A 21,933-nucleotide genomic window follows, 5' to 3' on the forward strand; every position below is an offset into this window, starting at 1 on the left:
CTCAGAACTGCCGCCGGCGGACCAGCCACAGGCACAGCCCCATGAGCCCCAGGGCCAGAGCGGTGTAGATGCCGGTCTCGTACCACTGCAGCGGCCAGAACCGGCTGGAGGGGTGGTAGGTGACGTCCTGCCGGTAACCCAGCCGGTTGAGCTCGTCGAGGCAGGTGTCCCTGCTCCGCTCCGGAGGCCCGTCCGGCTGGGCCTGGAGGCTGCAGGGGCCCGAGGCCGCGGCCACGGGGACGTGGGTGCCGTCCTCCGGCGCCAGGCCGGGGACGCCAAGGACGCCGGCGCCCGGCGGGCCGGTGATCCGGCTGGACAGGGTCCAGGCGCCGGGGTCGCCGGGCACCCGCGTGTCCACGGCCACGGCCAGCGCGCCGTCATGGCCTCTGAGCAGCTGGTCCACGTTCCCCGGGGAGAGCTCGAAGGTGGCGCGGGACGGAGGCAGCAGGTGGGGCCTGACCAGGAGCGGCATGGCGATCTGGACGGAGGTGAACAGCACCAGGGTGACGGCCATCGCGGGCTGGGGACGGCGCACGAGCATCCCCGCGGTCACCCCGAGGGCGAACGCGAAGGCCGCGTACCCGATGGGGGCGACCCCGCGCCCGCCGAACACCAGCGGCCCCATCAGCGGGAAGTCCACGGCGGCCCGGTCGAGCGAGGCGGCCCACCAGCTCACCGCGAGGCTGCCCAGCCCGCCGGCCATCGCGGCGGCCCCGCCGAGGAGCGCGAGCTTGACGGCCAGCCAGCGCGTACGGGTGATGCTCTGGCTCCACACCAGCAGGTGCGTGCCCGCCTCCAGCTCGCGCGTGATCAGCGGCGCCCCCCAGAAGAGCCCGATGAGGGCGGGCAGGACCAGGGCGGCGGCGGTGACGCCGAGGAACGGGGTCTGGTGCTCGTCGAAGAACCGGTCGAGGAAACGCTCGCAGTCCCCGCCCTGCGCGCACGCGGCGATGCCCTGCGCGTACTGCTCGACCAGCGCCGTGCGGGACACGGCCAGGACCGCGGCGAGCACGCCGAGCGCGGCGGCCGTCAGCGCGGCGGTGGCGCGGAACTGCCGCCAGGCCAGCCAGATCACCGCACCACCGCCAGCGCGGGGCGGCTGCGGCGGGCGGCGGGGGCGGCCTGCTCCATGTACGCGAGGACGAGGTCTTCCATGGTGAGCCGGCCGACCGTCCAGGCCGGGTCGAGGATCGGCCCGCCGGCGCGGACGATGAACGTGCTCTGCCGGTCGGTGTGCCGGGCGGAGACGACGTGCTGGTCCGCGGGGAGGCGGTCGGGGTCGCGGCGCGGGCCGGTGAGCCGGTGGTGGGTGGCCAGCAACTCGTCCACCTCTCCCGCCAGGCGGACCTGCGAGTCGACGAGCACGATCAGGTAGTCACAGGTGCGTTCGAGGTCGGAGACCAGGTGCGAGGAGAGCAGCACGCTCAGCTCGTGCTCGGCGGTGGCCTCCATCAGGCCCCGCAGGAACTCGCGGCGGGCCAGCGGGTCGAGCGCGGCCACCGGCTCGTCCAGGACCAGCAGCTCGGGCCGCTTGGCCAGGCCCACGGTGAGGGCGAGCTGGGCGCGCTCGCCGCCCGACAGCCGGCCCGCGCGGCGGCCGGGGTCGAGGCCGATTCGCTCGATCCGCTCGCGCGCCAGCGCGGCGTCCCAGCCGGGGTTGAGCCGGGCGCCCAGCCGCAGGTGCTCGGCCACGGTCAGGCCGGTGTAGGTGGGGGTGTCCTGGGCGACGAAGCCGACCCTGGTCAGTTGCGCCTGGCCGCCGGGCGGTCCGCCGAGCACGGTGATCCGGCCCGACGTCGGGGCGAGCTGGCCGCAGGCGAGCTTCAGCAGCGTGGTCTTCCCGGCCCCGTTGGGCCCGACCAGGCCGACGACGTGCCCGGCGGGCAGTTCGATCGTGCAGTCTCGTAACGCCCAGCGGCGGCCGTACTTCTTGCCCAGGTCCTGGGCCTGCAGGACAGCGGTCACGCGATGTCCTCCTGCGCCGTGTTCCGGAAGGTGGTCATGAACAGGGCCTCGATGCTCTCGTCGTCGAGCCCGGCGCCGCGGGCCTTGGCCAGCCAGCGCCGCAGCTCCTGCCGCAGCGGGCCGTGCGCGGCGAGCGTGGCGTCGGTCAGCGTCGCCGTGACGAACGTCCCGACACCGGGCCGGGCGGCGACGAGCTTCTCGTGTTCGAGCTCCCGGTACGCCTTCAGCACGGTGTTGGGGTTGATCGCGAGCTGGGCCACCACCTCCTTGACCGTGGGCAACCGGTCGCCCTCGCGCAGCAGGCCCAGCCGCAGCGCGTGCCGTACCTGCCGGACGAGCTGCTGGTACGGCGAGACACCCGACCCGCTGTCCAGATGGAACTCGATCACCGGTTTCTCCATTGAGCTAGTGTCCTAGGTCTTTCTAGGCATGTCACCATACGGTGCGGGTAAAGAACCGCTCCGGAGAAGCCGGGAACGGTGGTGTTCGCGGCGCGTCAGCCGCTCACTCCGCCTTGGTCAGGTGGTCGAGGAGCGCCTGGCTGATCTCGCCGAGCTGCCGGAACTGCTCGGGGGTGAGCGCGTCGATCAGGTGCGCCCGTACGCTCTCGACGTGGCGCGGGGCCGCCACCCGTAGCGCGGCCAGGCCCTCGTCCGTGAGCACGGCGAGCCAGCCGCGCCGGTCTCCCTCGTAGTGCTCCCTGCGCACCCAGCCGCTCTGTTCGAGCTTGTTGACCGCGTGGGAGATGCGGCTGGGCTTGGAGCGGGTCCAGCGTGCCAGCTCGCTCATGCGCAGGGTGCGCTGGGGCGCCTCGGAGAGCAGGACCAGCAGCTCGTAGTAGGTCGGCGGCATGCCGGCCTCGCTCTGCAGATCGCGGTCGAGCCGGTCGATCAGCAGGCGGCTGGCCTGCGCGAATGCCCGCCAGCTGCGCTGTTCGTCGTCGTTCAGCCACCTCGTCACGCCCAGCATCCTACTCAACTGTTGCGCGCTGAAATAAATCTATGTACTGTCGTGCTGAATCTTCCAGTACTGAACTAAATTTGTCCTTGAAGGAGCAGACATGTACCCCAGTGAGCTCGGTGGCGCCTACACCATCGACCCCGCGCACAGCCGCTTCGGTTTCGTCGCCCGCCACGCCATGGTGACCAAGGTCCGTGGCAGCTTTCCCGTCGTGGAGGCCACCGCCACGCTGGATGCCGCGGACCCGGCCGCGTCCAGCGTCCGTGTGGTCCTGGACGCGGCCGGGGTCGACACCGGCAACGGCCAGCGTGACGAGCACCTGCGCACGGGTGACTTCCTCGACGTCGCCACGCACCCGCACATCACGTTCACCAGCACCGGGATCAAGCACGTGGGAGGTGACGGCTTCGAGGTGACCGGCGACCTGACCATCCGCGGCGTCACCCGGGAGATCACCATTCCGCTCGAGTACACCGGATCCGCCACCGACGTCATGGGGTTCAAGCGGGTCGGCTTCGAGGGCGGCACCGTGATCAACCGCAAGGACTTCGGGGTCAGCTTCAACGCCGTCCTGGAGACCGGCGGGGTGATGGTGTCGGAGAAGATCACGCTCGAGTTCGACCTGTCCGCCGTCAAGGCCGGCTGATGAGACGCGCGTGGCCGGCCACGGGTCGCAGCCGGCCACCGCGGATCAGCGGGCGGCCGTCCGGCGACGGCTCACGCGGGGCAGGGTGAGTACAGCGGCCGCGTGCCGGTCGGGTAGGCCGACGGGTCGGTGAAGCGGCAGCCGTAGGCGGGATCGGCCACGGTGGCGGGGCGGCTCACGTCGTCGCCCTGGGGCCGCTTGCCGGTGCGCTCCCAGCGTACGAGGTCGTCCCAGGCCGTGCCCGCCTCGGCGGCGCTGAACTCGCAGTGCCCCGCCGCGCGGATCGCGCGCTGCACCAGCAGCGCGGACCGGCCGTGCCGGGCCACGTCGGCGCGGTAGTGCTGCTCCATCGAGAACGGCACGAAGTTGTCGCCCAGGTTGTGCAGCGACAACACGGGCACGCCGATCCGGCCGGACACGCCGGGCACCTCCGTCAGCCGCTCCGTACGGCGCGCCACCGGATCGGCGGGATCGACCCGCTGCACGCTCGCGTTGACGTTCACCGGCGCCGCCGGGCGGTAGGCGGTGCCGCGGTTGGTCGCCACCCTGCCCGGCTCCTGCGCGAGCGTGCCGCCCTCGTCCGGCCCCGCCAGCCCGAACAGGAAGTCCTGCCAGTACGCGAACGCCGCCGACGCCCCCGGCCGCTGCCCGCCGCCGAGGTTCACCACGATGGAGCGGAACTGCCTGCCCAGCTCGTTGCCGGGCTCGGCCGCGCCCGTCAGGCCGAGCCGTTCCTTGATCCTCGGCACGACCGAGGTCGCGTAGTCCGCCGGGATCGGGTACGCGGGCAGGTCGGCCAGGTCCTGCGCGACGAGCTGGAAGTCGAGGAAGAAGTCGAACAGCTCGTGGTCGCCGAGCACCCCGCACATGGGCAGCGCGGCGTCGTACACGCCGGGGTACTGCTCGATGGAGCGGACGGTGACGTGACCGCCCATGGACACGCCGGCGAGGAACGTCCGGTGCGGCCGCCCCACCTCCCGGGTGAAGCGCGTGACGAGGGCGCGGGTGCTGAGCACGCCCGCCCGCACGTCGTAGCCGTTGGCGTAGTAGGAGGAGGCGGCCCAGGCGTACCCCTGCTCCAGCAGCCGCTGCCGCAGGCCGTAGGCGGGCGGCTCCACGGTGAGGACCGTCGTGTCGCCGCGGTAGCCGTGAGCCCACATCACCAGCTCGCCGTTCCAGCGCGGCGGCACCTCGATGCCGAAGGCCGCGTGCTCGTGCACCCCTTGCAGGACCCGGCTGGGCTTGCCGTGCACGGTGGCCGGGGGCAGGGGCGGGTTGTCGATGGTGTAGCCCGGCAGGGGCTGGTCGTCGGGGACGTCGGGGGTCGTTCCCGCGGCGGGCGTGGCCGATAACGCGCACAGCACGGCGGCGAGAACGACCGGGAGGAGGGTGCGCATCGGCCGTCACCTTTTCCGGAATGGGGGACTCCATCCCATGAGACACCAGTTGCCGGTCCCGCTCCAGCGATGGGAGCCGGGTTATTGCTGAGATCTATGGGCTTTGACGGGTTGTTTGGGTTTAAGGAGGTAACTGAGAGTATCTGCATGGGTACGTCTGCTTCCGTCTAGGCGCTCGCCCAGCCGGGGGACGCCGGATTCTGGCCGATCTATCCAGGAACGGAAACGAGCACGTGAACACTTCAATTCGGCAATCGCGGGCCCCGCGCCAGGGGCGCCTCGCGGCACTCGTTCTGACCGGCGCGGTCGCCGGTGTCATGTTCCTTCCTCTGGGCATGGGGGTGGCCAGCGCGAGCGCCGGCTCCCCCGCCGTCGAGGCCGGAGGCCCGCCCTCCGAGCCGGTACGGCACGTCACCAAGACGAGGTACGTGCCCAGGGAGAAGCCCATCCTGCACAACCCGCGCTACCACATGCCGCGGATCGACGTCATCGTCGACAACGACAACTACTCGCGTAACGAGCGGCGTCACGAGCACGGCAGGCACGAGCCGGTCAAGCGCCCGCCGGTGAAGCAAGAGCCGGTCAAGGAGGAGCCGGTCAAGGAAGAGCCGGTCAAGGAAGAGCCGGTCAAGGACGACAACGACCAGTGGTGGTGGCCGAACCTGGACTGATCCCGGTCCAGGCTCGTGCGCCCGTCGCTGGTGTGGTGACCTTGGGGCCGCTTCCTGTCGGGGAAGGAGGAGGCGGCCCCTCAGCATGGCGGGTCGTCCGACGCACGCGCGACGATGTACGTTTCATCGGCCCCGCCGGGCCGCTGCCGCAACCTTCCAGGTCAGTGGGCGGAAACGGCCCGGTGACGCTGCTCGGGACGGCGGCGTGGTTCCGGTGATCGCGACCTAGCGGATAGCGTCCGATCTCGACGAAGCCTCGCCGCTGGAGCCGTGAATGCCAGGAAAACGCTGGGCAGTCCCCGTGCTGCTCGCCTTGTCCCTGCCACTGCTAGCCCCCCTGAGCGCCCCACCGGCCGCCGCCGCGGCGTCCGCCGCCGTGCCGCCGCTGGAAGAGATCAACGCCACCACCACCCAGGTCGCCTTCGGCTTACGCCGCCCCACCGCCATCGCCGCCCCCGACGACGGGACGGACCGGCTGTTCATCACCGAGAAGCGCGGCACCGTGCGCGTCTACCACCCGGACACCGGCCTCGAACAGTCGCCGATCATCGACGTCACCGCGTCCGTGGACGAGTCCGGCAACGAGCGGGGACTGCTCGGCATCGCCCTCGCCCCCGACTTCGCCCAGAGCCAGGACGTGTACCTGGCCTACACCGCGCTGCCGGACGGCGCCGTCACCCTGGCCCGGTACCGGCTGGACGAGGCGCGCCTGGAGCCCCTGCTCTCCCAGGAGCACGCCGAGTACAGCAACCACAACGGCGGCCAGATCACCTTCGGCACCGACGGCAACCTCTACATGAGCATCGGCGACGGCGGCGCCGCGGGCGACCCCTTCGACAGCGGGCAGCGCCTGGACACCCTGCTGGGCAAGATCCTGCGCGTCGACGTGCGCAGGAGCTGCGGCGAGCTGGCCTACTGCATCCCGGCCGGCAACCCGTTCGCCGGGGTCGCGGGGGCGCGGGCCGAGATCTGGATGTACGGCGGCCGCAACCCCTGGCGCTTCTCCGTCGACCGCGCGGACGGCTCCATGTGGATCGGCGACGTCGGCCAGGGCCGGTGGGAGGAGATCAACCACGTCAAGGCCGGGCGGCAGGCCGGCGCGAACCTGGGCTGGTCCTGCTACGAGGGGCTGGAGGTGTTCGACGAGACGCAGTGCAGCTCCGGCGCCACGTACACCAAGCCCGTCTTCACCTACTCCCCGCACACCGGCGGCTGCGCGGTCATCGGCGGGCAGGTCTACCGCGGCAAGCAGTTCGCCGACCTGGTCGGCGGCACCTACATCGCCGCCGACTACTGCTACATGACCGTGTGGGCACTGCGCGAGAACGGCGCCGGCGGCTACACCGCGGCCGAGCTCGGCCAGATGCCGACGCAGGTCACCGCGTTCGGCGCCACGCCGGACGGCGAGCTCTACGTCGTCAACGACCTGCCGGGAGGCCTCCACCGCGTCTCCTTCGAACGCGCCGCGCCGACCTGCCGGATCGCCTACTCCACGCGGGCCTGGGGCACCGGCATGACCGTCGACCTCACGATCACCAACACCGGCACGGCCCCGATCAGCGGCTGGACGCTGCGCTTCCCGCTCGCCAGGGGGCAGAGCGTCGTCTCGGACTGGAACACCGACCTCACCCAGAGCGGTGACATGGTCAACGCCGTCAACGCCACCCACAACGGCTCCGTCGCCCCCGGCCAGAGCGTCACGATGGGCTATCTCGTCAGCCACACGGGCGACGCGTCCCTGCCGAGCCGTTTCACGCTCAACAGGGACACCTGCGCCGTCACCCGCTGAGCGGCGGTTCTGACGACGGGGCGCCGCCTGGCGTCAGCCCTCGTCCGCGGGGAGGGTGAAGAGGCGGACGTACACCGGGCGGGCGTCCGGCGGGGCCTCGTCGGCCGGGCGGCTGTAGCGCAGCAGCAGGGCGATGTACTCCTCGTAGAACGCGTCCAGGTCCTGCCGGGTCATGCGGGCCAGCCCGCGCGAGCCCTTGGCCCAGCCGGGGTCGGCCCGGTAGGCGGCGGGGAAGCGCTCGAACAGGGCGCGGTCCTCCTCGTAGCCGATCCGGTGGAACTCCTCCAGCACCGCCCGGTCCTCGGGAGCGACCTGGTCGGGGGTGGGCAGGCGCAGGTCCCTCGGGATCCGCGCGCGGCGCCACCAGCGCTCACGGCCCGTCGAGCGCTCGGGGATCTCCTCGATGAAGCCGTACTTCTCGAGCTGGCGCAGGTGGTAGCTGGTCGTGCCGGTCTTGGCGCCGAGCAGCTCGCCGAGGGTGGTGGAGGTGGCGGGGCCGTGCACGTTCAGGTGGGTCAGCATGCGGCGGCGCATCGGGTGCGCCAGCGCCTTGAGCCGGTCGGGGTCATCGAGCAGGTGCGGCTCGTCATCCTTCATGAGGAGCAGGCTAGTCCTCCAGAACGATATCTGCAGACATCCCTTTGCCGAGAACTCTCTGCAGACTAGTGTCGGCAGTATGAGGAAGATCTTCGCGGCGATCGTCGCCCTGTTAGTCGCGCTCGCCGTGCCGGCCTACGCCACCGCGCGCCCGGCGCCGCCGGGGCTGCCGGGCGACCTGACGTCCACCGAGGTGAGTTTCCGCGGCGAGGGGGACCTGGAGCTGCGCGGCAGCGTGATCAGCCCGGCCGGCGCCCCGGACGGGCGGCCGGGGGTCGTGCTGGTGCACGGCGCGGGCACCGGCACACCCCGGGAGAAGCTGCTGGCCGAGGCCGTGGCCTTCGCCCGGCAGGGCATGTCCGTGCTCGTCCACGACAAGCGCTCGGTTGGGTACTCGCTGTTCGAGCGGTCGTACGCGCAGCTCGCCGAGGACGCCCTGGGCGCCGTCGAGACGCTGCGGCGGCAGCCCGGCGTCGATCCGGCGAAGGTCGGCATCTGGGGGCTCAGCGAGGGCGGGTGGGTGGCGCCGATCGCCGCCACCCGCTCCTCCGGCATCGCCTTCGTCATCCTCGTCGGCGCCAACGCGCTCCAACCGCTCCGGCAGCAGGCCTGGGCGGTGGCGGCCGGGCTGCGCAAGGCGGGCGTGGGCGGATCGCTGGTGGACCGGGCCGAGCCCAACCTGTACCGGGTGATCGCGGACGGCGGGCTGTTCCCGGAGCCGTACCACGACCCGGAGCCCGTCCTGGCGAAGGTGCGGCAGCCCGTGCTCGGCATCTGGGGCGTGCACGACCTGCTCACACCTCCCAGGGAGACGCCGCCGATCCTCGCCGGGGCCCTGGAGGAGGGCGGCAACCGCCGCTACGCGTTCCGGTTCTTCGCCGGGGCCGACCACGCCGCCCACCTGACGCCCGACGGCGGGGTCACCCGGCTGCCCGAGCTGGCCCCCGGCTACGCCGAGCTGGTCGGGACGTGGGTGCGCGAGGCGACCTCAGGGCGCGCACCCGTGGCCCAGGTGTCGGGGCCGGCCCCCGTGCAGGCGAGCGACAGCTTCGGGGTGCCGCCCACCGCCTGGTGGGAGTCGGCCGCCGTGCAGCTCGCGGCGCTGGTGCTGCTCCTGGTGGCGTTCGGCGGGTATCCCGTGGTGGCGCTGGTCCGGCGGATCAGGCGGCGCGGGGCCGGCACGCCGGTCAGGGCGGCACGGCTGGCGAGCGCGGGCGGGCTGGTGGCGCCGCTGGGCGGGTTCGCGTACCTGTTCTACGTGGTCATGACGGGCGGGAAGCTGGCCGCGCCCGGGCCCATGGCGGGCGACAGGCCGATCCTCTGGCTCGCGCTCCAGGCGGTCGCGGTCGTGACCGTCGCCGCCACCGCGGTCACGGCGGCGCGGTGGCGGCGAGCGGCCTCGCGAGGCGAGCGGGTGCGGCTGGGACTGCTGATCGCGGGCGGCGTGGTGTTCCTGCCCTGGGCCCTGTACTGGGGCCTGCTGCTGCCCTAAGCGCTCTGACCTGCGAGGATTCCGGTTCGGGCGCGCGAGCGGAAGGTGCGGCGGTAGGCGTCCGGAGGCACGCCGACCGTGCGGTTGAAGTGCCGGCGCAGGGTCGTGGCGGTGCCCATGCCCGTGGCCGTGGCGATGCTGTCGACGCTGTCGTCGGTGGTCTCCAGCAGCTCCTGGGCGTGGCGGATCCGCTGAATCAGCAGCCACTGCAGCGGGGTGGTGCCGGTCACCGACCTGAAGTGGCGGCCCAGGTTGCGCGAGCTCATCCGCGCCTGGCGGGCCAGGTCGTCCACGGTCAGCGGATGGTCCAGCCGCTCCATCACCCAGGGGAACAGCTCGGCCAGCGGATGGTTGCCAGGGGCGGGCACCGGGGTGGTGACGAACTGGGACTGGCCGCCGTCCCGGTGCGGCGGCACGACGAGGCGGCGGGCGACCGCGTTGGTGACCGAGGAGCCGTGGTCGAGGCGGACCAGGTGCAGGCACAGGTCCATGGCGGCGGCCTTGCCCGCGGAGGTGAGCACGCTGCCGTTGTCCACGTACAGGACGTCCGGGTCCACCTCCACCAGGGGATGGCGGGCGGCCAGCTCCCGGGTGTGCGCCCAGTGCGTGGTCGCGCGCCTGCCGTCCAGCAGGCCGGCCGCGGCCAGCACGAACGCGCCCGTGCACAGGGAGGCCACGCGCGCGCCCGCCTCGTGGGCCGCGCGCACCGCGTCGACCAGGTCGGCGGGCGGGTCCACGTCCACGTCGGCCCAGCCCGGGACGATCACCGTGCCGGCCCGCGCGAGATGGTCGAGGCCGTGGTCGGGCTCCAGCTGGAACCGGCCGGCCCGCACGGCGCCCGGCCCGCAGACCACGAAGTCGTACCAGGGATCGGCCAGGTGGGTCAGGTCGGCCCCGAAGACCTCGTACGCCAGGGACAGCTCGAAGTGCAGCATGCCGTCGGTGACGGCCAGCGCGACTGTGTGCATGTCCGGAATTGTATGGCTAATGGCGTTCCGGACACTCGTGCGGGGACGGTGACCCTTGCCAGGATGTTCGCAACAGGATCATCCGAGAACGGGGGAGAACCCATGGGATCAGGGCAGACGGTTGCGGTGTTCGGCGCGTACGGGCACACCGGGCGTTTCGTGGTGGCGGAGCTGCGCGAGCGCGGGTTCGTCCCGGTCCTGTCCGGCAGGGACGCCGACAAGCTCAAGGCGCTGGCGTACGAGACCGGGCTGGAGGCCCGGCCGGCGTCGGTCGACGACCCGGCCTCGCTCGACCGCGCGCTGGCCGGAGCGGCGGCCGTGATCAACTGCGCCGGGCCCTTCGCCACGACCGGCGGCCCCGTGATCGAGGCGGCGCTGCGCGCCGGGATCCCCTACCTGGACGTGGCGGCCGAGATCGAGGCCAACGCCGACACGTTCGCGCACTTCGGCGAGCGCGCCCGCGCCGCGGGAGCGGTGATCGTGCCCGCGATGGCCTTCTACGGCGGCCTCGGCGACCTGCTGGCCACCGCCGCGATGGGCGACTGGACGTCGGCCGACGAGGCGCACATCGCGTACGCGCTGAGCAACTGGCACCCCACCGCCGGGACGCGGGCCTCGGGCGTGATCTCGCGGGAGCGGCGGGACGGCCGGCGCGTCCGGTACGCGAACGGCCGGCTGGAGTACCGCGACGACCAGGCACCGACGCTGGAGTGGCCCTTCCCCGAGCCGGTCGGGCCCCGCGCCGTCATCGGGGAGTTCACGATGGCGGACGTCGTCACCGTCCCCAGCCACCTGTCCATCCCCGAGGTGCGCACGTACATAACGGTCGAGGCGGCCAAGGACGTGGTGGCCCCGGACGCCCCGGCGCCCGCCCCGGCCGACGAGTCGGGGCGGTCGGCGCAGACGTTCCTCGTGGACGTGGTCGTGCGCTCGGGCGGCAAGGAGCGGCGCGCCGTGGCCACGGGGCAGGACATCTACGCCATCACCGCGCCGCTCGTGGTGGAGGCCGTCGAGCGCGTCCTCACGGGGCGGACCAGGGCGGTCGGCGTCGCCTCCGCCGGTGAGATCTTCGACGCGCCCGACTTCCTCCGCGCGCTGTCCGCGCACCTCTCGGTGGACCTGCGCCCGTAGCCGCGCTCGGCGGCGCGGACTCGCCGCCCGCAGCCGCGCTCAGGGCCGCGGAGCTGCCGCGGCGTTCAGGGCCGGGGCCTGCCGCCCGCAGCCGCGCTCAGGGGCGCCGCCCGCCTGCTTCCGTCCCGCCGGAGCCGGGCACGAACGCGCCCGCCGCCAGCTTCGCCACGAAGCGCGACATCGCCGGATCGAACCGATCCGGCGCCCAGCGCGCGCCGTCGTCCAGGGCGAACCAGCGCACCTCGGCGAACTCGGCGAGGTCGGGCGTGATCGGCGCCTGCTGATCCCCCTCCAGCACGAACCAGAGCGTCACATCGGTGTGCTGATCCGCCCCGCGCGTCCGCGTCACGGTGAGGAAGAACGGAGCGGAGCCGAGCACCGGGTGGAAGCGCCCGGCGATGCCCAGCTCCTCGTCCACCTCACGCAGCACCGTCCGGCGCGGATCCTCGCCGGGGTCGACGTGCCCGCCGGGCGGCAGCCACGCCCTGGCCTTCCGGTGGTCGACGAGCATCATCGAGGCGCGGTCCCGGTCCACCAGGGCGGCGTACACGACGAGGTGCCACGGCGGCGTCGCCGGCTTGGCCACCCGGAACAGCGGCGCTCCCGAGTCCACCCAGTCCAGCGTCCACCGGCGGTCCGCGGCCTCCCGGTCGTCGTGCGGGGAGACCCCCTCGACCAGGGCGCGGATCAGCGTCCGGGGCTGATCGGCGAGTGACATCGATCAGTTCCGGCCGGGCTTGTACGCCAGGAAGAACCCCTGCGGGCCCGACCGTGGCCGCTCGCTCGCGTCGGGCTCGCGGATCAGCCGGGCGTCCACGACCAGCCCGGCCTTGCCCAGCAGCTCGGCGATCTGCTCGGGAGGATTCCAGTAGACGTCGAGCGACAACTCGTGACCGTAACCCCTGCTCAGGTGACGACGCTGGTCACCCACCTTGAACGCGATCAGCAGGTGACCACCCGGAGCCAGCACCCGATGGGCCTCGGCGAACACCGTCGGCAGCAGCTCCGGCGGCGTGTGCACGGTGGAGTACCACAGCACCGCGCCGCCGACGGCCTCGTCCGCCAGGTCCAGAGCGGTCATCGACCCCACGTCGAACCGCAGCCCCGGGTGGCTCCGGCGGGCGACGGCGATCATCTCCGGCGACAGGTCGACGCCGAAGGCGTTCACCCCCAGAGCCCGCAGGTGCGCCGTGACGCGGCCGGGACCGCAGCCGAGATCGGCGACCTCCCCGGCGTCCCGCACGAGCTCGGCGAACGCCGCCAGCATGGCGCGGTCCAGCGGCTTGGTGTCCAGCTCGTCACGGAGAAGCTCGGCGTAGTCGGCGGCGACGGTGTCGTAGGCCACCCGGGTCTCATGGAGGTAGGAAGATTCGGTCACGGCCATGGACGATAGCCCCGTCGACTGACAGCCGCGGCTAACTCGTGACGACCCGTTCGTCCTGGCGGCCCAGGAAGAAGTAGACGCCGCGGTCCGTCTGCATGGCGGTGTGGAACTTCCTGGCCTTGGGCTTGGCCGACTCGTTGGTGGTGACGACCGTGACGACCACGTAGTTCAGGTACGCGCCCGAGTAGATCGCGCCGTAGGCGTACCTGCTGTGAGCGCTGCCCCTGCGCCAGGCCACCTTCCTGTCGGCGCTGTTCTTGAGCTGGTTCGCGGTCTTCTTGGCGTCGCCGGTGCCGGGGAACTGCAGCACGATCTGCACCGCCCTGAGGTTCCCGCCGTAGGCGGTGTAGGCGAGCTGGATGGCGCTCTCGCAGTTGTTGTCGGCCATCACGCCCTCGGCGTCCAGCGGGTCGCACGAGTCGTACGTCCAGCCGCCGACCTTGCGCGCCGCGTACTTCTCCCCCTTCAAGGAGTAGTTCCAGTTGCCGAACTCGGTGTGGTCGAGCGGTCCCTTCGAGTTGTCGCTGGGCGTGCTGGACGGCTCGGGGGACTCGGTCGGCGTGGGCGACGGCGCCGGGGACGACGGCGCGGGGGACGACGGTGCGGGGGACGAGGGTGGTGCGGACGCCGGCGGGGTGCTCGGCTGGGCGATGGGGGTGGCCGCGGGGCCGCCTGAGGAGTTGAGGTAGGCGTACGCGCCGAAGGCGCCGCCCCCGAGCAGGAGGAGCGCCGACAGGGCGACGATCACGCCGATGAGCACGGGGTTGTTGCGGTTGCCTGGCGGAGGGCCATAGGGCGGCGGCGGCCCGCCCTGGTTGCCGTACTGGCCGGGTGGCGGGCCGCCCTGGTTGCCGTATTGGGTGGGTGGCGGGCCTGCCTGGTTGCCGTACTGGCCAGGGGGTGGCCCGGCCTGGTTGCCGTACGGGCCCTGGCCCTGCCCGTGATCGGGCCGGCCCTGGGGTGGCCCGTAGCCGGGCCGGCCCTGTCCGGGGGCCTGAGGGGGGCCGTAGCCGGGGGCACCCTGGGCTGGTGGCGGCGGCCCGTACCCTTGGTGCCCCTGAGGCCCCCAGGGCCCTTGGGGAGGGGGCTGCGGAGGGTATGCCATCACCCCATTGTGGGACACACCACCACCACATACCCCAACCGCCCCACAATTACGATCTCATGCACACCGCCAGACGGCCGCGGCCGGCAAGGCGTTCTGGCCGCGCGTCGTACCGCCGATGGTGTCGTCGTCCCCGATCGTCGTGACGGAGGTGGCGTCGCCGAGCTGGCCCACCAGCGTTCCGAACCGCCAGACCTGGAACGGCGTGGACGTCAGGGAGCTGACGATGAGCCCGTTCCTGTTGATGTGCGCCGCCAGCGCGCTCTGGGGCAGCACGTGCGGCTGCCCGTTCCGGTCCCAGTACGCCGGCCGGTTCGGCTCGGAGCCCAGCCGGAGCGACCCGGCCACCAGCCCGTCGGCGACGACCCGGGCGTATCCGTGCTGCATGTCCGGCGCCTCCGGCAGGCGGGTGAGCCGGCCGTCGCGCCACAGGTGCGGCCACGGATAGGTCGAGTCCGTCCCCACCAGCAAGGTGCCGTCGTGGTCCACGTCGATCACCTGCATGCCCGCGGGCATGTCCGGCACCGGCTCGACGACGCCGGGCCGGTCGTGCGGCCAGCGCACCACCACGGCCACGGTGCTCGTGCCCTGCCAGACCGTGGCGTGGCCGTAGACGTCGCCGCTCTCGGTGATCCCGATGGCCCTGCTGCTCGTCTCCGCGCCGGGCAGCGGGGGCAGGATCTCCCGCCTGCCGTCGCGGATACGGAAGGAGATCGCGGACGCTCCCCACAGGCCCGTCACGGACGTTCCCGCGATGGTCCCGCTGCTGTTCTGGCCCACGACCCGGTCGGTGCCATGGCCGGTAGACCCGTAGTCGATGACCCGGCCGTCCTTCCAGTAGACGATCCGCCAGCCGGTGTCGGGGAAGTAGGCCCTGCCGGAGTAGCCGCCGTTGTGGTCGGTGGCGTCGACCTGGTGCTGCGTCGCGCCGGCGGGTGCCTGGAGCGCCTGCATCCGCCAGGTGCACGCCGATCGTGCCGCCGCTGCCTGGGGCGCGACGGCGAACGCGGCGACGACCAGCATCGCTGCCATCACGAGTCTGCCTGTCATGACAACAGTCGATCGTGATCGGCCGGGGCGGGCATCTCCCTGAGTGCTCAGGAGCCGAACGCGCGCCGGTAGCTGTTGGGGCTCACGCCGGTCGTCCTCTTGAAGCGGTCGCGGAAGGCGGTGGGCGAGCCGAAGCCGACCTGGGCGCCGATGCGCTCGACTGGGTGCCGGGTGGTCTCGAGGAGATGCTGGGCCTGCCGGATCCGGGCGCGGTGCAGCCACTGCAGCGGGGTGGTGCCGGTCTGCTCGCGGAAGCGGCGGATCAGCGTGCGCGTGCTCATGCCGGCGTGGGCGGCGATGCCGTCGAGGGTCAGGCTGCCGGCGAGGTTGTCCTGCAGCCAGGCGAGCAGCGGCTCCAGCTCCGAGCCGCGCGGGACGGCCGGGTGGTCGTGGACGATGAACTGGGCCTGCCCGCCCTCCCGCTCCAGCGGCATGACGGACAGGCGGGCGGCGTCGGCGGCGACGGCCGAGCCGTAGTCGCGGCGGATCAGGTGCAGGCACAGGTCGAGCCCGGCGGCGGCGCCGGCCGAGGTGAGGAACTGGCCGTTGTCCACGTACAGGACGTCGGGGGCGACCTCCAGCCGCGGATGGGCGGCGGCCAGCCGCTCGGCCAGGATCCAGTGGGTGGTCACCCGCTGGCCGTCCAGCAGCCCGGTGGCGGCCAGCGGGAAGGCGCCCGAGCAGATGGAGGCGATGCGGGCGCCGTTCGCGGCCGCCGCGCGCAGGGCGTCGCGGACGGCGCCGGGCAGCGGCGCGAACGGGTCCGAGGTGCCCGGCACGATGATCGTGTCCGCTCCCTCCAGCTCGTCCAGCCCCCAGGGCACGCCTATCGTGAACGCGCCCGCGCTGACCTCGGACCGCTCGCCGCACACCCGGGTCCGGTAGCCGGGACGCCCGCCGGGCAGCCGCGTGCGGGTGAAGGCCTCGATCGGGACGGACAGGTCGAACGGGATCACCTGGTCGAGCGCCAGTACGGCGACGGTGTGCATGGCCGCAACCTACCTGGCCGCCCGCCCGCCCTCTCCGGCGGTCAGCGGCCGGCCCACCGTCCGGTCAGCCAGGTCAGCGGCACGCACGCCAGGCACATCAGCAACCCGACGACGATGACAGCCGGCAGGCCGCCGCCGGTCAGGGCCCAGCCGCCGAGCAGCGCCCCCGCCGCGATCCCGGCGTTGACCGCGGAGGCGGGCAGGCTGGCGGCCAGGTCGCGCGCCGGGCCGGCCAGCGACGCCACCCGGTACTGCAACGCCGGCACCAGCCCGAACCCGACCAGCCCCCACGCCAGCAGCGCCACCGCGGCCAGGGCCGGGATGGTCCCGGTCAGGTGGAGCAGGCCCAGCGACAGCACCAGCACCACGTTGGCCACCAGCAAGGCGCGGGAGGCGTCCCGGTCGGCCGCCCAGCCGCCGGCGAACGTGCCGATCGCCGTGGCCACGCCGTACGCGAGCAGGAACCCGCTCACGGCGCCGTCCGAGATGCCGGTCATCTCCAGCAGGAAGGGGGTGATGTAGGTGAAGACGGTGAACTGCCCACCCAGCAGCAGCACCCCGACCCCGAGCATGGCCAGGACGCGCGGCGCGAACGCGGACCGGGCCTGATCGCGCAGCCCCGGCGCGTCGGCGGCCGGGGCGACGGAGGGCATCGCGAGCAACAGACCGGCCAGGACGACCACGCCCACGGCGACGATCACGACGAACGATCCGCGCCAGCCGAGCGCCCGGCCCACCAGCGTGCCGATGGGCACCCCCATGGCGGTGGAGACGGCGATCCCGCCGAGCACCACCGCGATGGCCCGCCCCATGCGCTCGGCGGGCACGATCGAGCCCACCGCGGCGAAGGCCGCCCCCACGAACGCGCCGTGCAGCGACCCGGCCACCGCCCTGGCCACGAGCAGCAGCTCGAACCCGGCCGTCGTGACCATGGTCAGCGTGGCGAGCAGGAAGGCCAGCATGGAGGCCCACATGAGGGTCCGCCGGTCCAGGCGGATGCTCACGGCGGTCAGCAGCGGCCCGCCGAGGCACAGGCCCAGGGCGTAGGCGGTGACCAGGACACCTGCCGTGCCGACCGTCACGCCGGTGTCCGCGGCGATGAGGTCCAGCACGCCGACGATCACCAGCTCGGTGCTGCCCAGGACGAACGTGGCGAGGAACAACGAGACCAGAGCCAGGTTGCCACGGGTGCGGCTCATGGTCGGGGAGGGGTGCACGTCAAGACTCTCCGGTTCGTTTCTGCGTACGGCCGGCATCGTCACGAGGCCTGGACGAGGGGCACGGTGGCGGGCGCGCGGCGACGGCCGTTCGAGGGATCTTGGGGTTCCCCCAGATGGTGGCAGGGGGCCGGAAGGGGCGGATAGTGCGCGGGTAACCGGCCGGATATGCATTTTGCACGGGTCCACTCCGGCGCGGCAGGTCCGCGGTGGCCGTCCTAGATCCAGCCGGACTCGGTGGCGATCCGGATGGCGTCGACCCGGTTGCGCGCGCCCAGCTTGGTCACGGCTGAGGTCAGGTAGTTGCGCACGGTGCCGTAGGTCAGGAACAGCCGCTCGGCGATCTCGGCGGGCTGCGCCCCCGTGGCCGACAGCCGCAGCACCTCGGTCTCGCGCCGGCTGAGCGGGCTCTCCGGCGTCTCCAGCGCCACGAGCGCGAGCGCCGGGTCCACCGCCCGCCCGCCGGCTGCCACGGTCCTGATCGCCGCGGCGAGCTCGGCCGGACGGATGTCCTTCGGCACGAACCCGGCGACCTGCGCGCCCAGGGCCCTGCGCAGCACGCCCGGCTTGGTCAGCGCCGTCAGGATCAGGACCCGGCACCCGGGCAGCGCCTGGCGCAGCTCGGCCGCCGCCGCGATGCCGTCCTGCCCGGGCAGGTCGATGTCGATGACGGCCACGTCGGGGCGGTGCGCCAGCGCCGCGGGCACGATCTCCGGCCCGGTGGCGACCCCGGCCACCACCTCGATGTCGTCCTCGAACGCCAGCAGCTCGACCAATGCCTCACGAAGGATGTGCATGTCCTCCGCGATGAGCACTCTGATCACGTCGTCCCCCCGATCGTCCCGCCGGAAAAATATCGGCCGCCCGCCGGCGCCCCACCGGCGGGCGGCACCGGCCACCGAGCTCCGCGGGAGACAGCCACGAGGACAGGGTGGCGCGCGGGCCGGGAGCCCGTCACCCCATGATGACCGTGAGCTCGAACCTGCCCTGGTGCGGGATGCGGAGCGCGTGGAAGCGGCGGGAGCCGTCGCGGAAGTAGCGCACGGTGCCGGCCGCGACGGTCGCCTGCGAGGGGGCGCCCCAGCGGAAGCGGATCGTGGTGCGGCCCCGGCGCACGTCGAAGCCGTCGGCGGTGGCGGTGGTCGAGCCGCCGAACGCGGCACGCGTGCCGTCGGTGAAGGTGAGGACGTCGTCGGGCCGCAGTACCAGGGGGATCTGCTCGGTGGCGGCGGCGTTCGCCGTGACCGTGCGCCGGACCGTCCGGCGGGTGATCAGCACGTCCGTGGTGACGTTCGCGTTGCCGTACCGGATGCCGAAGGCGGCGGGCGCCGGGCCGCCGGTCCACTCGCCGCCACCGGGGGCGCCGCGGAAGTAGGTGGCCGGCAGGGGACCGCCGGAGTCGGGGACCTGGCCGGGGAAGACGGTGGACCAGCAGGCGTGGTTGTTGTCGTTGAGCCCGCAGATGATCGTGCCGGCCTCGGGATGCCACAGGAAGGTCAGCCCCGTGCGGGCGCGGGAGGCGCGGTCGCCGAAGTAGCCGCCCAGGTACAGGCCGGGCTTGCGGACGTACAGGAAGTCCTGGCCGCGGTCGCTGCGCAGCTCGACGAAGTCGGACGAGCGCAGGTAGGGCAGGTCCGCGATGGCGGCGGCCCGCTGCCGCCTGCTGGGGAAGCGCTCGCCGAGCAGGCCGTGGGTGAGGATGCGCGGGGAGGTGTCCTGCTTGGCGAGCGGCGTCACAGGCTCGGCGGACGCGGCCCAGGCGGCGCGGGCCTGGGCCAGGTCCTCGCGGGCGGTCATGAACGCCGACAGCAGCGGCACCTGGCGGGTGAAGGTCCAGTTGAGCGCGGTCCTGTCGGGGTCGGGCCTGACCTCGTCGTACCAGCGGGTGCTGGTACGGGTGGAGGGGGCGACGTTGACCAGGTATCCGGCGCCGTCCGGCTCGCGCAGCAGGTTGTAGGACAGGAAGCCGGTGAACGCGCGGGCCATGTCCACCAGGTGCGGGTCGGGGTTGTGGTGGTAGGCGTCGGCCAGCTCGGGGAGCATGACCTCGAAGTTGTAGTTCATGTCGTGGCCGCCCTCCTCGTGGAAGAAGCCGGCGGAGCTCAGGCCGGTCGTGGCGATCCTGGCGAAAGCCTCGGTCAGGCGGGTGGAGAGCGCGGGGTCGGGGTCGAGCCGGAGCGCGACCGAGGACCCGGCCAGGCCCGAGGCGGTCTGGTTCGACCAGGTGAGGCGCTCCTGCCAGACGGTCGCGTTGCCGGCGTCGAGGAACCACGTCATGGCCGTCCGCAGCGCGGCGGTGAGCTGTGCCTGCCGTGCGGGCAGCGCCCCGCTCGCGCGCAGGATGCTCAGGGTCTTGGCCAGGTAGCCGATGCCGAACCCGGTGGGCGCCAGGCCGTGCTGGCCCCGGCTGTACTCGGGGAAGGAGCCGTCGGCGTGCTGCAGCGACAGGTAGTGGCCGAGCGCCGCGTCGAGCGCGGCCAGCAGCCCCGCGTCCCCCGCGTACGGGTTCCACACGCGGGCGTTGGCGTGGAACCAGGCCAGCGTGAAGACGTGCTCCTGCACGCGGGCGTTGTACGGCGCCGCCGGGTTGCGCCACCAGCCGCCGGCGAAGAAGCCGCTGTCGTCCATGTCGTTGACCATGGGCGCGAGGGTGGCCAGGTACGGCGCGAAGCGCTGCTCGTGGGGGGCGAACAGCCCGCGGTCCACGGGCGGCAAGGAGGGGATGCCGGCGTGGGCGGTGCCGGGCGCGAGCACGGGGACGGCCGGGAGCAGGGCCGCGGCGCGGAGGAGGGTGCGGCGAGAGAGCATGGTCAGCCTTTCAGACCGGTGTGCGCGAGCCCCTCGATGAACTGCCGCTGGGCCAGCACGAAGACGACCAGGATGGGCAGGGCGGTCATCGTGGCGGCGGACAGCTGCACGTTCCACAGGGGCGAGCCGTAGGCGTCGACGAACTGGGTGAGCGCCTGCGGCAGGGTGAACTTCGACGGGGTCGACAGGAACACGATGGGTTCCAGGTAGAGGTTCCACGAGTGCAGGAACGTGAAGATGGCGACGGCGCCGAGCGCGGGCCTGGCCAGCGGCAGCGCGACGCGGTAGAAGGTGCCGAAGCGGCCGAGCCCGTCGACCCTGGCGGCCTCCTCCAGCTCGCCGGGCAGCGTGATGAAGAACTGCCGCATGATGAACGTCGCCAGCACGCTGGGCGCGCCCAGGATCGGCACCAGGATCAGCGGCCAGTGCGTGTCGGTCAGCCCCGCCGCGTGGAACATCTGGAACAGCGGGACGATCGTCACCTCGCTGGGGATGAGCAGGCCGACGAGCACGACCAGGAAGAGCACGTTCTGGCCGGGGAAGCGGATGCGGGCGAACGCGTAGCCGGCCATCGCGGCCACCGCCATCGTGCCGGCGGTCACCACCGCCGCGATGTAGAGGCTGTTGAGGTACTGCTGCCCGAACGGCTGCAGCTCGAAGACCCGGCCGTAGGTGGAGAAGTCGAACCTCGACGGCAGCAGCGCGGGCGGGAAGGCGAAGATGTCGCTGATCGGCTTCACCGACGAGGTGACCATCCACCAGGTCGGGAAGACGAACGGCACGCACAGCACGCACAGCAGCGCGTACAGCGCGAGCTTGACCCTACGACTCATGGAAGACCCACTTCCGGCGCAGCCGCCACTGCAGCAGCGTCAGCGCCGCGACGATCAGGAACAGCAGGACCGACAGGGTGGCGCCGTAGCCGAGGTGCCGGAACTGGAAGGCCTGCTGGTACAGGTAGTAGACGAGGACCGTGGTGGACATGCCGGGCCCGCCCTGGGTGAGCACGGCGATCTGGGCGAACACCTGCAGCGACCCGACCACGGTGATGATCGAGGTGAGCAGGATGGTGGGGCTGATCAGCGGCACCGTGATGCGCAGGAACCGGGTCCGGGCGCCGGCGCCGTCGAGCTGCGCGGCCTCGTAGAGCTGGCGCGGCACCCCCTGGAGCGCCGCCAGGAACAGGACCATGTTGAGCCCGACGTTCTTGACGACCTGGACCACGACGACCGACAGCAGGGCCGTGCCCTCGCCGCGCAGCCAGTTGGGCCCTTCCACGCCCGCCACGCCGAGCAGCCCGTTGACGCCGCCGTCCTGCTGGAGCAGGAACTGCCACACGATCGTCCAGGCGACCAGCGACACCAGCACCGGCGAGAAGAACAGCGTGCGGAAGAACGTGGTGCCGCCCAGCCGCTGGTTCAGCAGGACGGCCAGGGTGAGCGCGAGGGCGAGGTTGAGCACGACCAGGCCGGCCGAGAAGAGCGCGGTGCTGGTCAGCACCTGCCCCATGTTCGGGTCGGCGAGCAGCTTGGCGTAGTTCTCCCCGCCGACGTAGTCGAACGTGCCCGCCAGCACGTTCCACTCCTGGAGGCTGTAGTAGACGACCAGGCCGAGCGGTAGCAGGACGAACAGCGCGCTGCCCGCGAGCTGCGGCGAGATCAGCAGGTAGCCGACGAGGGCGTCGCGGCGGGGGATGGTCCAGAAGGGGCGGGGCCGGGTGGCGGCGCGCACCGCCACCCGGTCACGCAGGTTCGTCGCCGCCAC

Annotated in this window: 22 protein-coding genes; 4 read left to right on the plus strand and 18 right to left on the minus strand. The window is 72.6% G+C overall.

Features of this window, described 5'->3' with window-relative positions:
• Position 1 precedes the first annotated feature (1 nt).
• From AB0I79_RS18565 to AB0I79_RS18580, 4 genes are all read right to left on the minus strand, one after another.
• The gene (locus tag AB0I79_RS18565) at positions 2–1,075 is read right to left on the minus strand and encodes an ABC transporter permease (protein WP_357874142.1); all 1,074 of its coding nucleotides are present in this window, start codon (positions 1,073–1,075) and stop codon (positions 2–4) included.
• On the minus strand, positions 1,072–1,965 hold the full coding sequence (locus AB0I79_RS18570; RefSeq protein ID WP_357874145.1) for an ABC transporter ATP-binding protein: 894 nt from the start codon (positions 1,963–1,965) through the stop codon (positions 1,072–1,074). The genes AB0I79_RS18565 and AB0I79_RS18570 overlap by 4 nt, the downstream gene beginning before the upstream one ends.
• On the minus strand, positions 1,962–2,354 hold the full coding sequence (locus AB0I79_RS18575; protein WP_253751191.1) for a GntR family transcriptional regulator: 393 nt from the start codon (positions 2,352–2,354) through the stop codon (positions 1,962–1,964). Before AB0I79_RS18575 ends, AB0I79_RS18570 begins: the two co-directional genes overlap by 4 nt.
• Before the next feature lie 115 nt (positions 2,355–2,469).
• On the minus strand, positions 2,470–2,934 hold the full coding sequence (locus AB0I79_RS18580; protein ID WP_357874148.1) for a MarR family transcriptional regulator: 465 nt from the start codon (positions 2,932–2,934) through the stop codon (positions 2,470–2,472).
• 91 nt (positions 2,935–3,025) lie between these two features.
• Between AB0I79_RS18580 and AB0I79_RS18585 the strand changes: the two genes are divergently transcribed.
• Positions 3,026–3,571, plus strand: coding sequence for a YceI family protein (locus AB0I79_RS18585; protein WP_357874151.1), 546 nt, complete (start codon positions 3,026–3,028; stop codon positions 3,569–3,571).
• Between the two features lie 71 nt (positions 3,572–3,642).
• Here AB0I79_RS18585 and AB0I79_RS18590 read toward each other — a convergent pair whose 3' ends face one another.
• The gene (locus AB0I79_RS18590) at positions 3,643–4,968 is read right to left on the minus strand and encodes a DUF6351 family protein (RefSeq protein ID WP_357874154.1); all 1,326 of its coding nucleotides are present in this window, start codon (positions 4,966–4,968) and stop codon (positions 3,643–3,645) included.
• 526 nt (positions 4,969–5,494) lie between these two features.
• Positions 5,495–5,608 (minus strand): pentapeptide repeat-containing protein, encoded by a 114-nt coding sequence (locus AB0I79_RS18595; protein WP_357874157.1) that lies wholly within the window; start codon positions 5,606–5,608, stop codon positions 5,495–5,497.
• A 305-nt stretch (positions 5,609–5,913) separates the two neighbouring features.
• On the opposite strand from AB0I79_RS18595, the gene AB0I79_RS18600 reads away from it, so the two are divergent.
• Positions 5,914–7,428, plus strand: coding sequence for a PQQ-dependent sugar dehydrogenase (locus AB0I79_RS18600; RefSeq protein ID WP_357874159.1), 1,515 nt, complete (start codon positions 5,914–5,916; stop codon positions 7,426–7,428).
• 33 nt (positions 7,429–7,461) lie between these two features.
• Here the strand turns inward: AB0I79_RS18600 and AB0I79_RS18605 are convergent, their stop codons facing one another.
• Complete coding sequence (locus tag AB0I79_RS18605) at positions 7,462–8,025, minus strand: helix-turn-helix domain-containing protein (protein ID WP_357874162.1); 564 nt, start codon at positions 8,023–8,025, stop codon at positions 7,462–7,464.
• Between the two features lie 79 nt (positions 8,026–8,104).
• Between AB0I79_RS18605 and AB0I79_RS18610 the strand changes: the two genes are divergently transcribed.
• Positions 8,105–9,517: a prolyl oligopeptidase family serine peptidase gene (locus tag AB0I79_RS18610; RefSeq protein WP_357874165.1), complete on the plus strand. Its 1,413-nt coding sequence runs from the start codon at positions 8,105–8,107 to the stop codon at positions 9,515–9,517.
• Here the strand turns inward: AB0I79_RS18610 and AB0I79_RS18615 are convergent.
• Positions 9,514–10,485 carry a helix-turn-helix domain-containing protein gene (locus AB0I79_RS18615; RefSeq protein ID WP_357874168.1) on the minus strand — a complete coding sequence of 324 codons (972 nt, stop codon included), beginning with the start codon at positions 10,483–10,485 and terminating at the stop codon, positions 9,514–9,516. The genes AB0I79_RS18610 and AB0I79_RS18615 overlap by 4 nt on opposite strands.
• A 102-nt stretch (positions 10,486–10,587) precedes the next feature.
• Here AB0I79_RS18615 and AB0I79_RS18620 point away from each other — a divergent pair, with 102 nt between their 5' ends.
• Positions 10,588–11,616 carry a saccharopine dehydrogenase NADP-binding domain-containing protein gene (locus tag AB0I79_RS18620; protein ID WP_357874170.1) on the plus strand — a complete coding sequence of 343 codons (1,029 nt, stop codon included), beginning with the start codon at positions 10,588–10,590 and terminating at the stop codon, positions 11,614–11,616.
• 97 nt (positions 11,617–11,713) lie between these two features.
• Here AB0I79_RS18620 and AB0I79_RS18625 read toward each other — a convergent pair whose 3' ends face one another.
• The 10 genes from AB0I79_RS18625 to AB0I79_RS18670 all read right to left on the minus strand — a co-directional run bounded on the left by AB0I79_RS18625 (position 11,714) and on the right by AB0I79_RS18670 (position 21,933).
• Positions 11,714–12,334 (minus strand): NUDIX domain-containing protein, encoded by a 621-nt coding sequence (locus tag AB0I79_RS18625; RefSeq protein WP_357874172.1) that lies wholly within the window; start codon positions 12,332–12,334, stop codon positions 11,714–11,716.
• Between the two features lie 3 nt (positions 12,335–12,337).
• Entirely contained in the window at positions 12,338–12,994 is a 657-nt protein-coding gene (locus AB0I79_RS18630; RefSeq protein WP_357874175.1) for a class I SAM-dependent methyltransferase, read from the minus strand.
• Positions 12,995–13,031: 37 nt separating this feature from the next.
• Positions 13,032–14,105: a proline-rich domain-containing protein gene (locus AB0I79_RS18635; RefSeq protein ID WP_357874178.1), complete on the minus strand. Its 1,074-nt coding sequence runs from the start codon at positions 14,103–14,105 to the stop codon at positions 13,032–13,034.
• Positions 14,106–14,162: 57 nt separating this feature from the next.
• The gene (locus AB0I79_RS18640) at positions 14,163–15,155 is read right to left on the minus strand and encodes a hypothetical protein (RefSeq protein WP_357874180.1); all 993 of its coding nucleotides are present in this window, start codon (positions 15,153–15,155) and stop codon (positions 14,163–14,165) included.
• Between the two features lie 47 nt (positions 15,156–15,202).
• Positions 15,203–16,144, minus strand: coding sequence for a helix-turn-helix domain-containing protein (locus AB0I79_RS18645; RefSeq protein ID WP_357874183.1), 942 nt, complete (start codon positions 16,142–16,144; stop codon positions 15,203–15,205).
• Between the two features lie 41 nt (positions 16,145–16,185).
• On the minus strand, positions 16,186–17,343 hold the full coding sequence (locus AB0I79_RS18650; RefSeq protein ID WP_357874186.1) for an MFS transporter: 1,158 nt from the start codon (positions 17,341–17,343) through the stop codon (positions 16,186–16,188).
• Positions 17,344–17,579: 236 nt separating this feature from the next.
• On the minus strand, positions 17,580–18,185 hold the full coding sequence (locus tag AB0I79_RS18655; protein WP_357874188.1) for a response regulator transcription factor: 606 nt from the start codon (positions 18,183–18,185) through the stop codon (positions 17,580–17,582).
• Positions 18,186–18,315: 130 nt separating this feature from the next.
• Positions 18,316–20,169: a hypothetical protein gene (locus tag AB0I79_RS18660; protein ID WP_357874191.1), complete on the minus strand. Its 1,854-nt coding sequence runs from the start codon at positions 20,167–20,169 to the stop codon at positions 18,316–18,318.
• 2 nt (positions 20,170–20,171) lie between these two features.
• Positions 20,172–21,002: a carbohydrate ABC transporter permease gene (locus AB0I79_RS18665; protein ID WP_357874193.1), complete on the minus strand. Its 831-nt coding sequence runs from the start codon at positions 21,000–21,002 to the stop codon at positions 20,172–20,174.
• The gene (locus AB0I79_RS18670) at positions 20,992–21,933 is read right to left on the minus strand and encodes a sugar ABC transporter permease (RefSeq protein WP_357874196.1); all 942 of its coding nucleotides are present in this window, start codon (positions 21,931–21,933) and stop codon (positions 20,992–20,994) included. The genes AB0I79_RS18665 and AB0I79_RS18670 overlap by 11 nt, the downstream gene beginning before the upstream one ends.

Origin of the sequence: Nonomuraea sp. NPDC050202 (assembly GCF_040656115.1) — a bacterium.
Classification (GTDB): Bacteria; Actinomycetota; Actinomycetes; order Streptosporangiales; family Streptosporangiaceae; genus Nonomuraea.

Bases quoted from the DNA above. Each gene is read 5' to 3' on its own strand.
- AB0I79_RS18580 (WP_357874148.1), bottom strand. From the start codon at position 2,934: ATGCTGGGCGTGACGAGGTGGCTGAACGACGACGAACAGCGCAGCTGG.
- AB0I79_RS18585 (WP_357874151.1), top strand. From the start codon at position 3,026: ATGTACCCCAGTGAGCTCGGTGGCGCCTACACCATCGACCCCGCGCAC.
- AB0I79_RS18590 (WP_357874154.1), bottom strand. From the start codon at position 4,968: ATGCGCACCCTCCTCCCGGTCGTTCTCGCCGCCGTGCTGTGCGCGTTA.
- AB0I79_RS18600 (WP_357874159.1), top strand. From the start codon at position 5,914: ATGCCAGGAAAACGCTGGGCAGTCCCCGTGCTGCTCGCCTTGTCCCTG.
- AB0I79_RS18605 (WP_357874162.1), bottom strand. From the start codon at position 8,025: ATGAAGGATGACGAGCCGCACCTGCTCGATGACCCCGACCGGCTCAAG.
- AB0I79_RS18610 (WP_357874165.1), top strand. From the start codon at position 8,105: ATGAGGAAGATCTTCGCGGCGATCGTCGCCCTGTTAGTCGCGCTCGCC.
- AB0I79_RS18615 (WP_357874168.1), bottom strand. From the start codon at position 10,485: ATGCACACAGTCGCGCTGGCCGTCACCGACGGCATGCTGCACTTCGAG.
- AB0I79_RS18620 (WP_357874170.1), top strand. From the start codon at position 10,588: ATGGGATCAGGGCAGACGGTTGCGGTGTTCGGCGCGTACGGGCACACC.
- AB0I79_RS18625 (WP_357874172.1), bottom strand. From the start codon at position 12,334: ATGTCACTCGCCGATCAGCCCCGGACGCTGATCCGCGCCCTGGTCGAG.
- AB0I79_RS18635 (WP_357874178.1), bottom strand. From the start codon at position 14,105: ATGGCATACCCTCCGCAGCCCCCTCCCCAAGGGCCCTGGGGGCCTCAG.
- AB0I79_RS18640 (WP_357874180.1), bottom strand. From the start codon at position 15,155: ATGACAGGCAGACTCGTGATGGCAGCGATGCTGGTCGTCGCCGCGTTC.
- AB0I79_RS18645 (WP_357874183.1), bottom strand. From the start codon at position 16,144: ATGCACACCGTCGCCGTACTGGCGCTCGACCAGGTGATCCCGTTCGAC.
- AB0I79_RS18650 (WP_357874186.1), bottom strand. From the start codon at position 17,343: ATGAGCCGCACCCGTGGCAACCTGGCTCTGGTCTCGTTGTTCCTCGCC.
- AB0I79_RS18660 (WP_357874191.1), bottom strand. From the start codon at position 20,169: ATGCTCTCTCGCCGCACCCTCCTCCGCGCCGCGGCCCTGCTCCCGGCC.
- AB0I79_RS18665 (WP_357874193.1), bottom strand. From the start codon at position 21,002: ATGAGTCGTAGGGTCAAGCTCGCGCTGTACGCGCTGCTGTGCGTGCTG.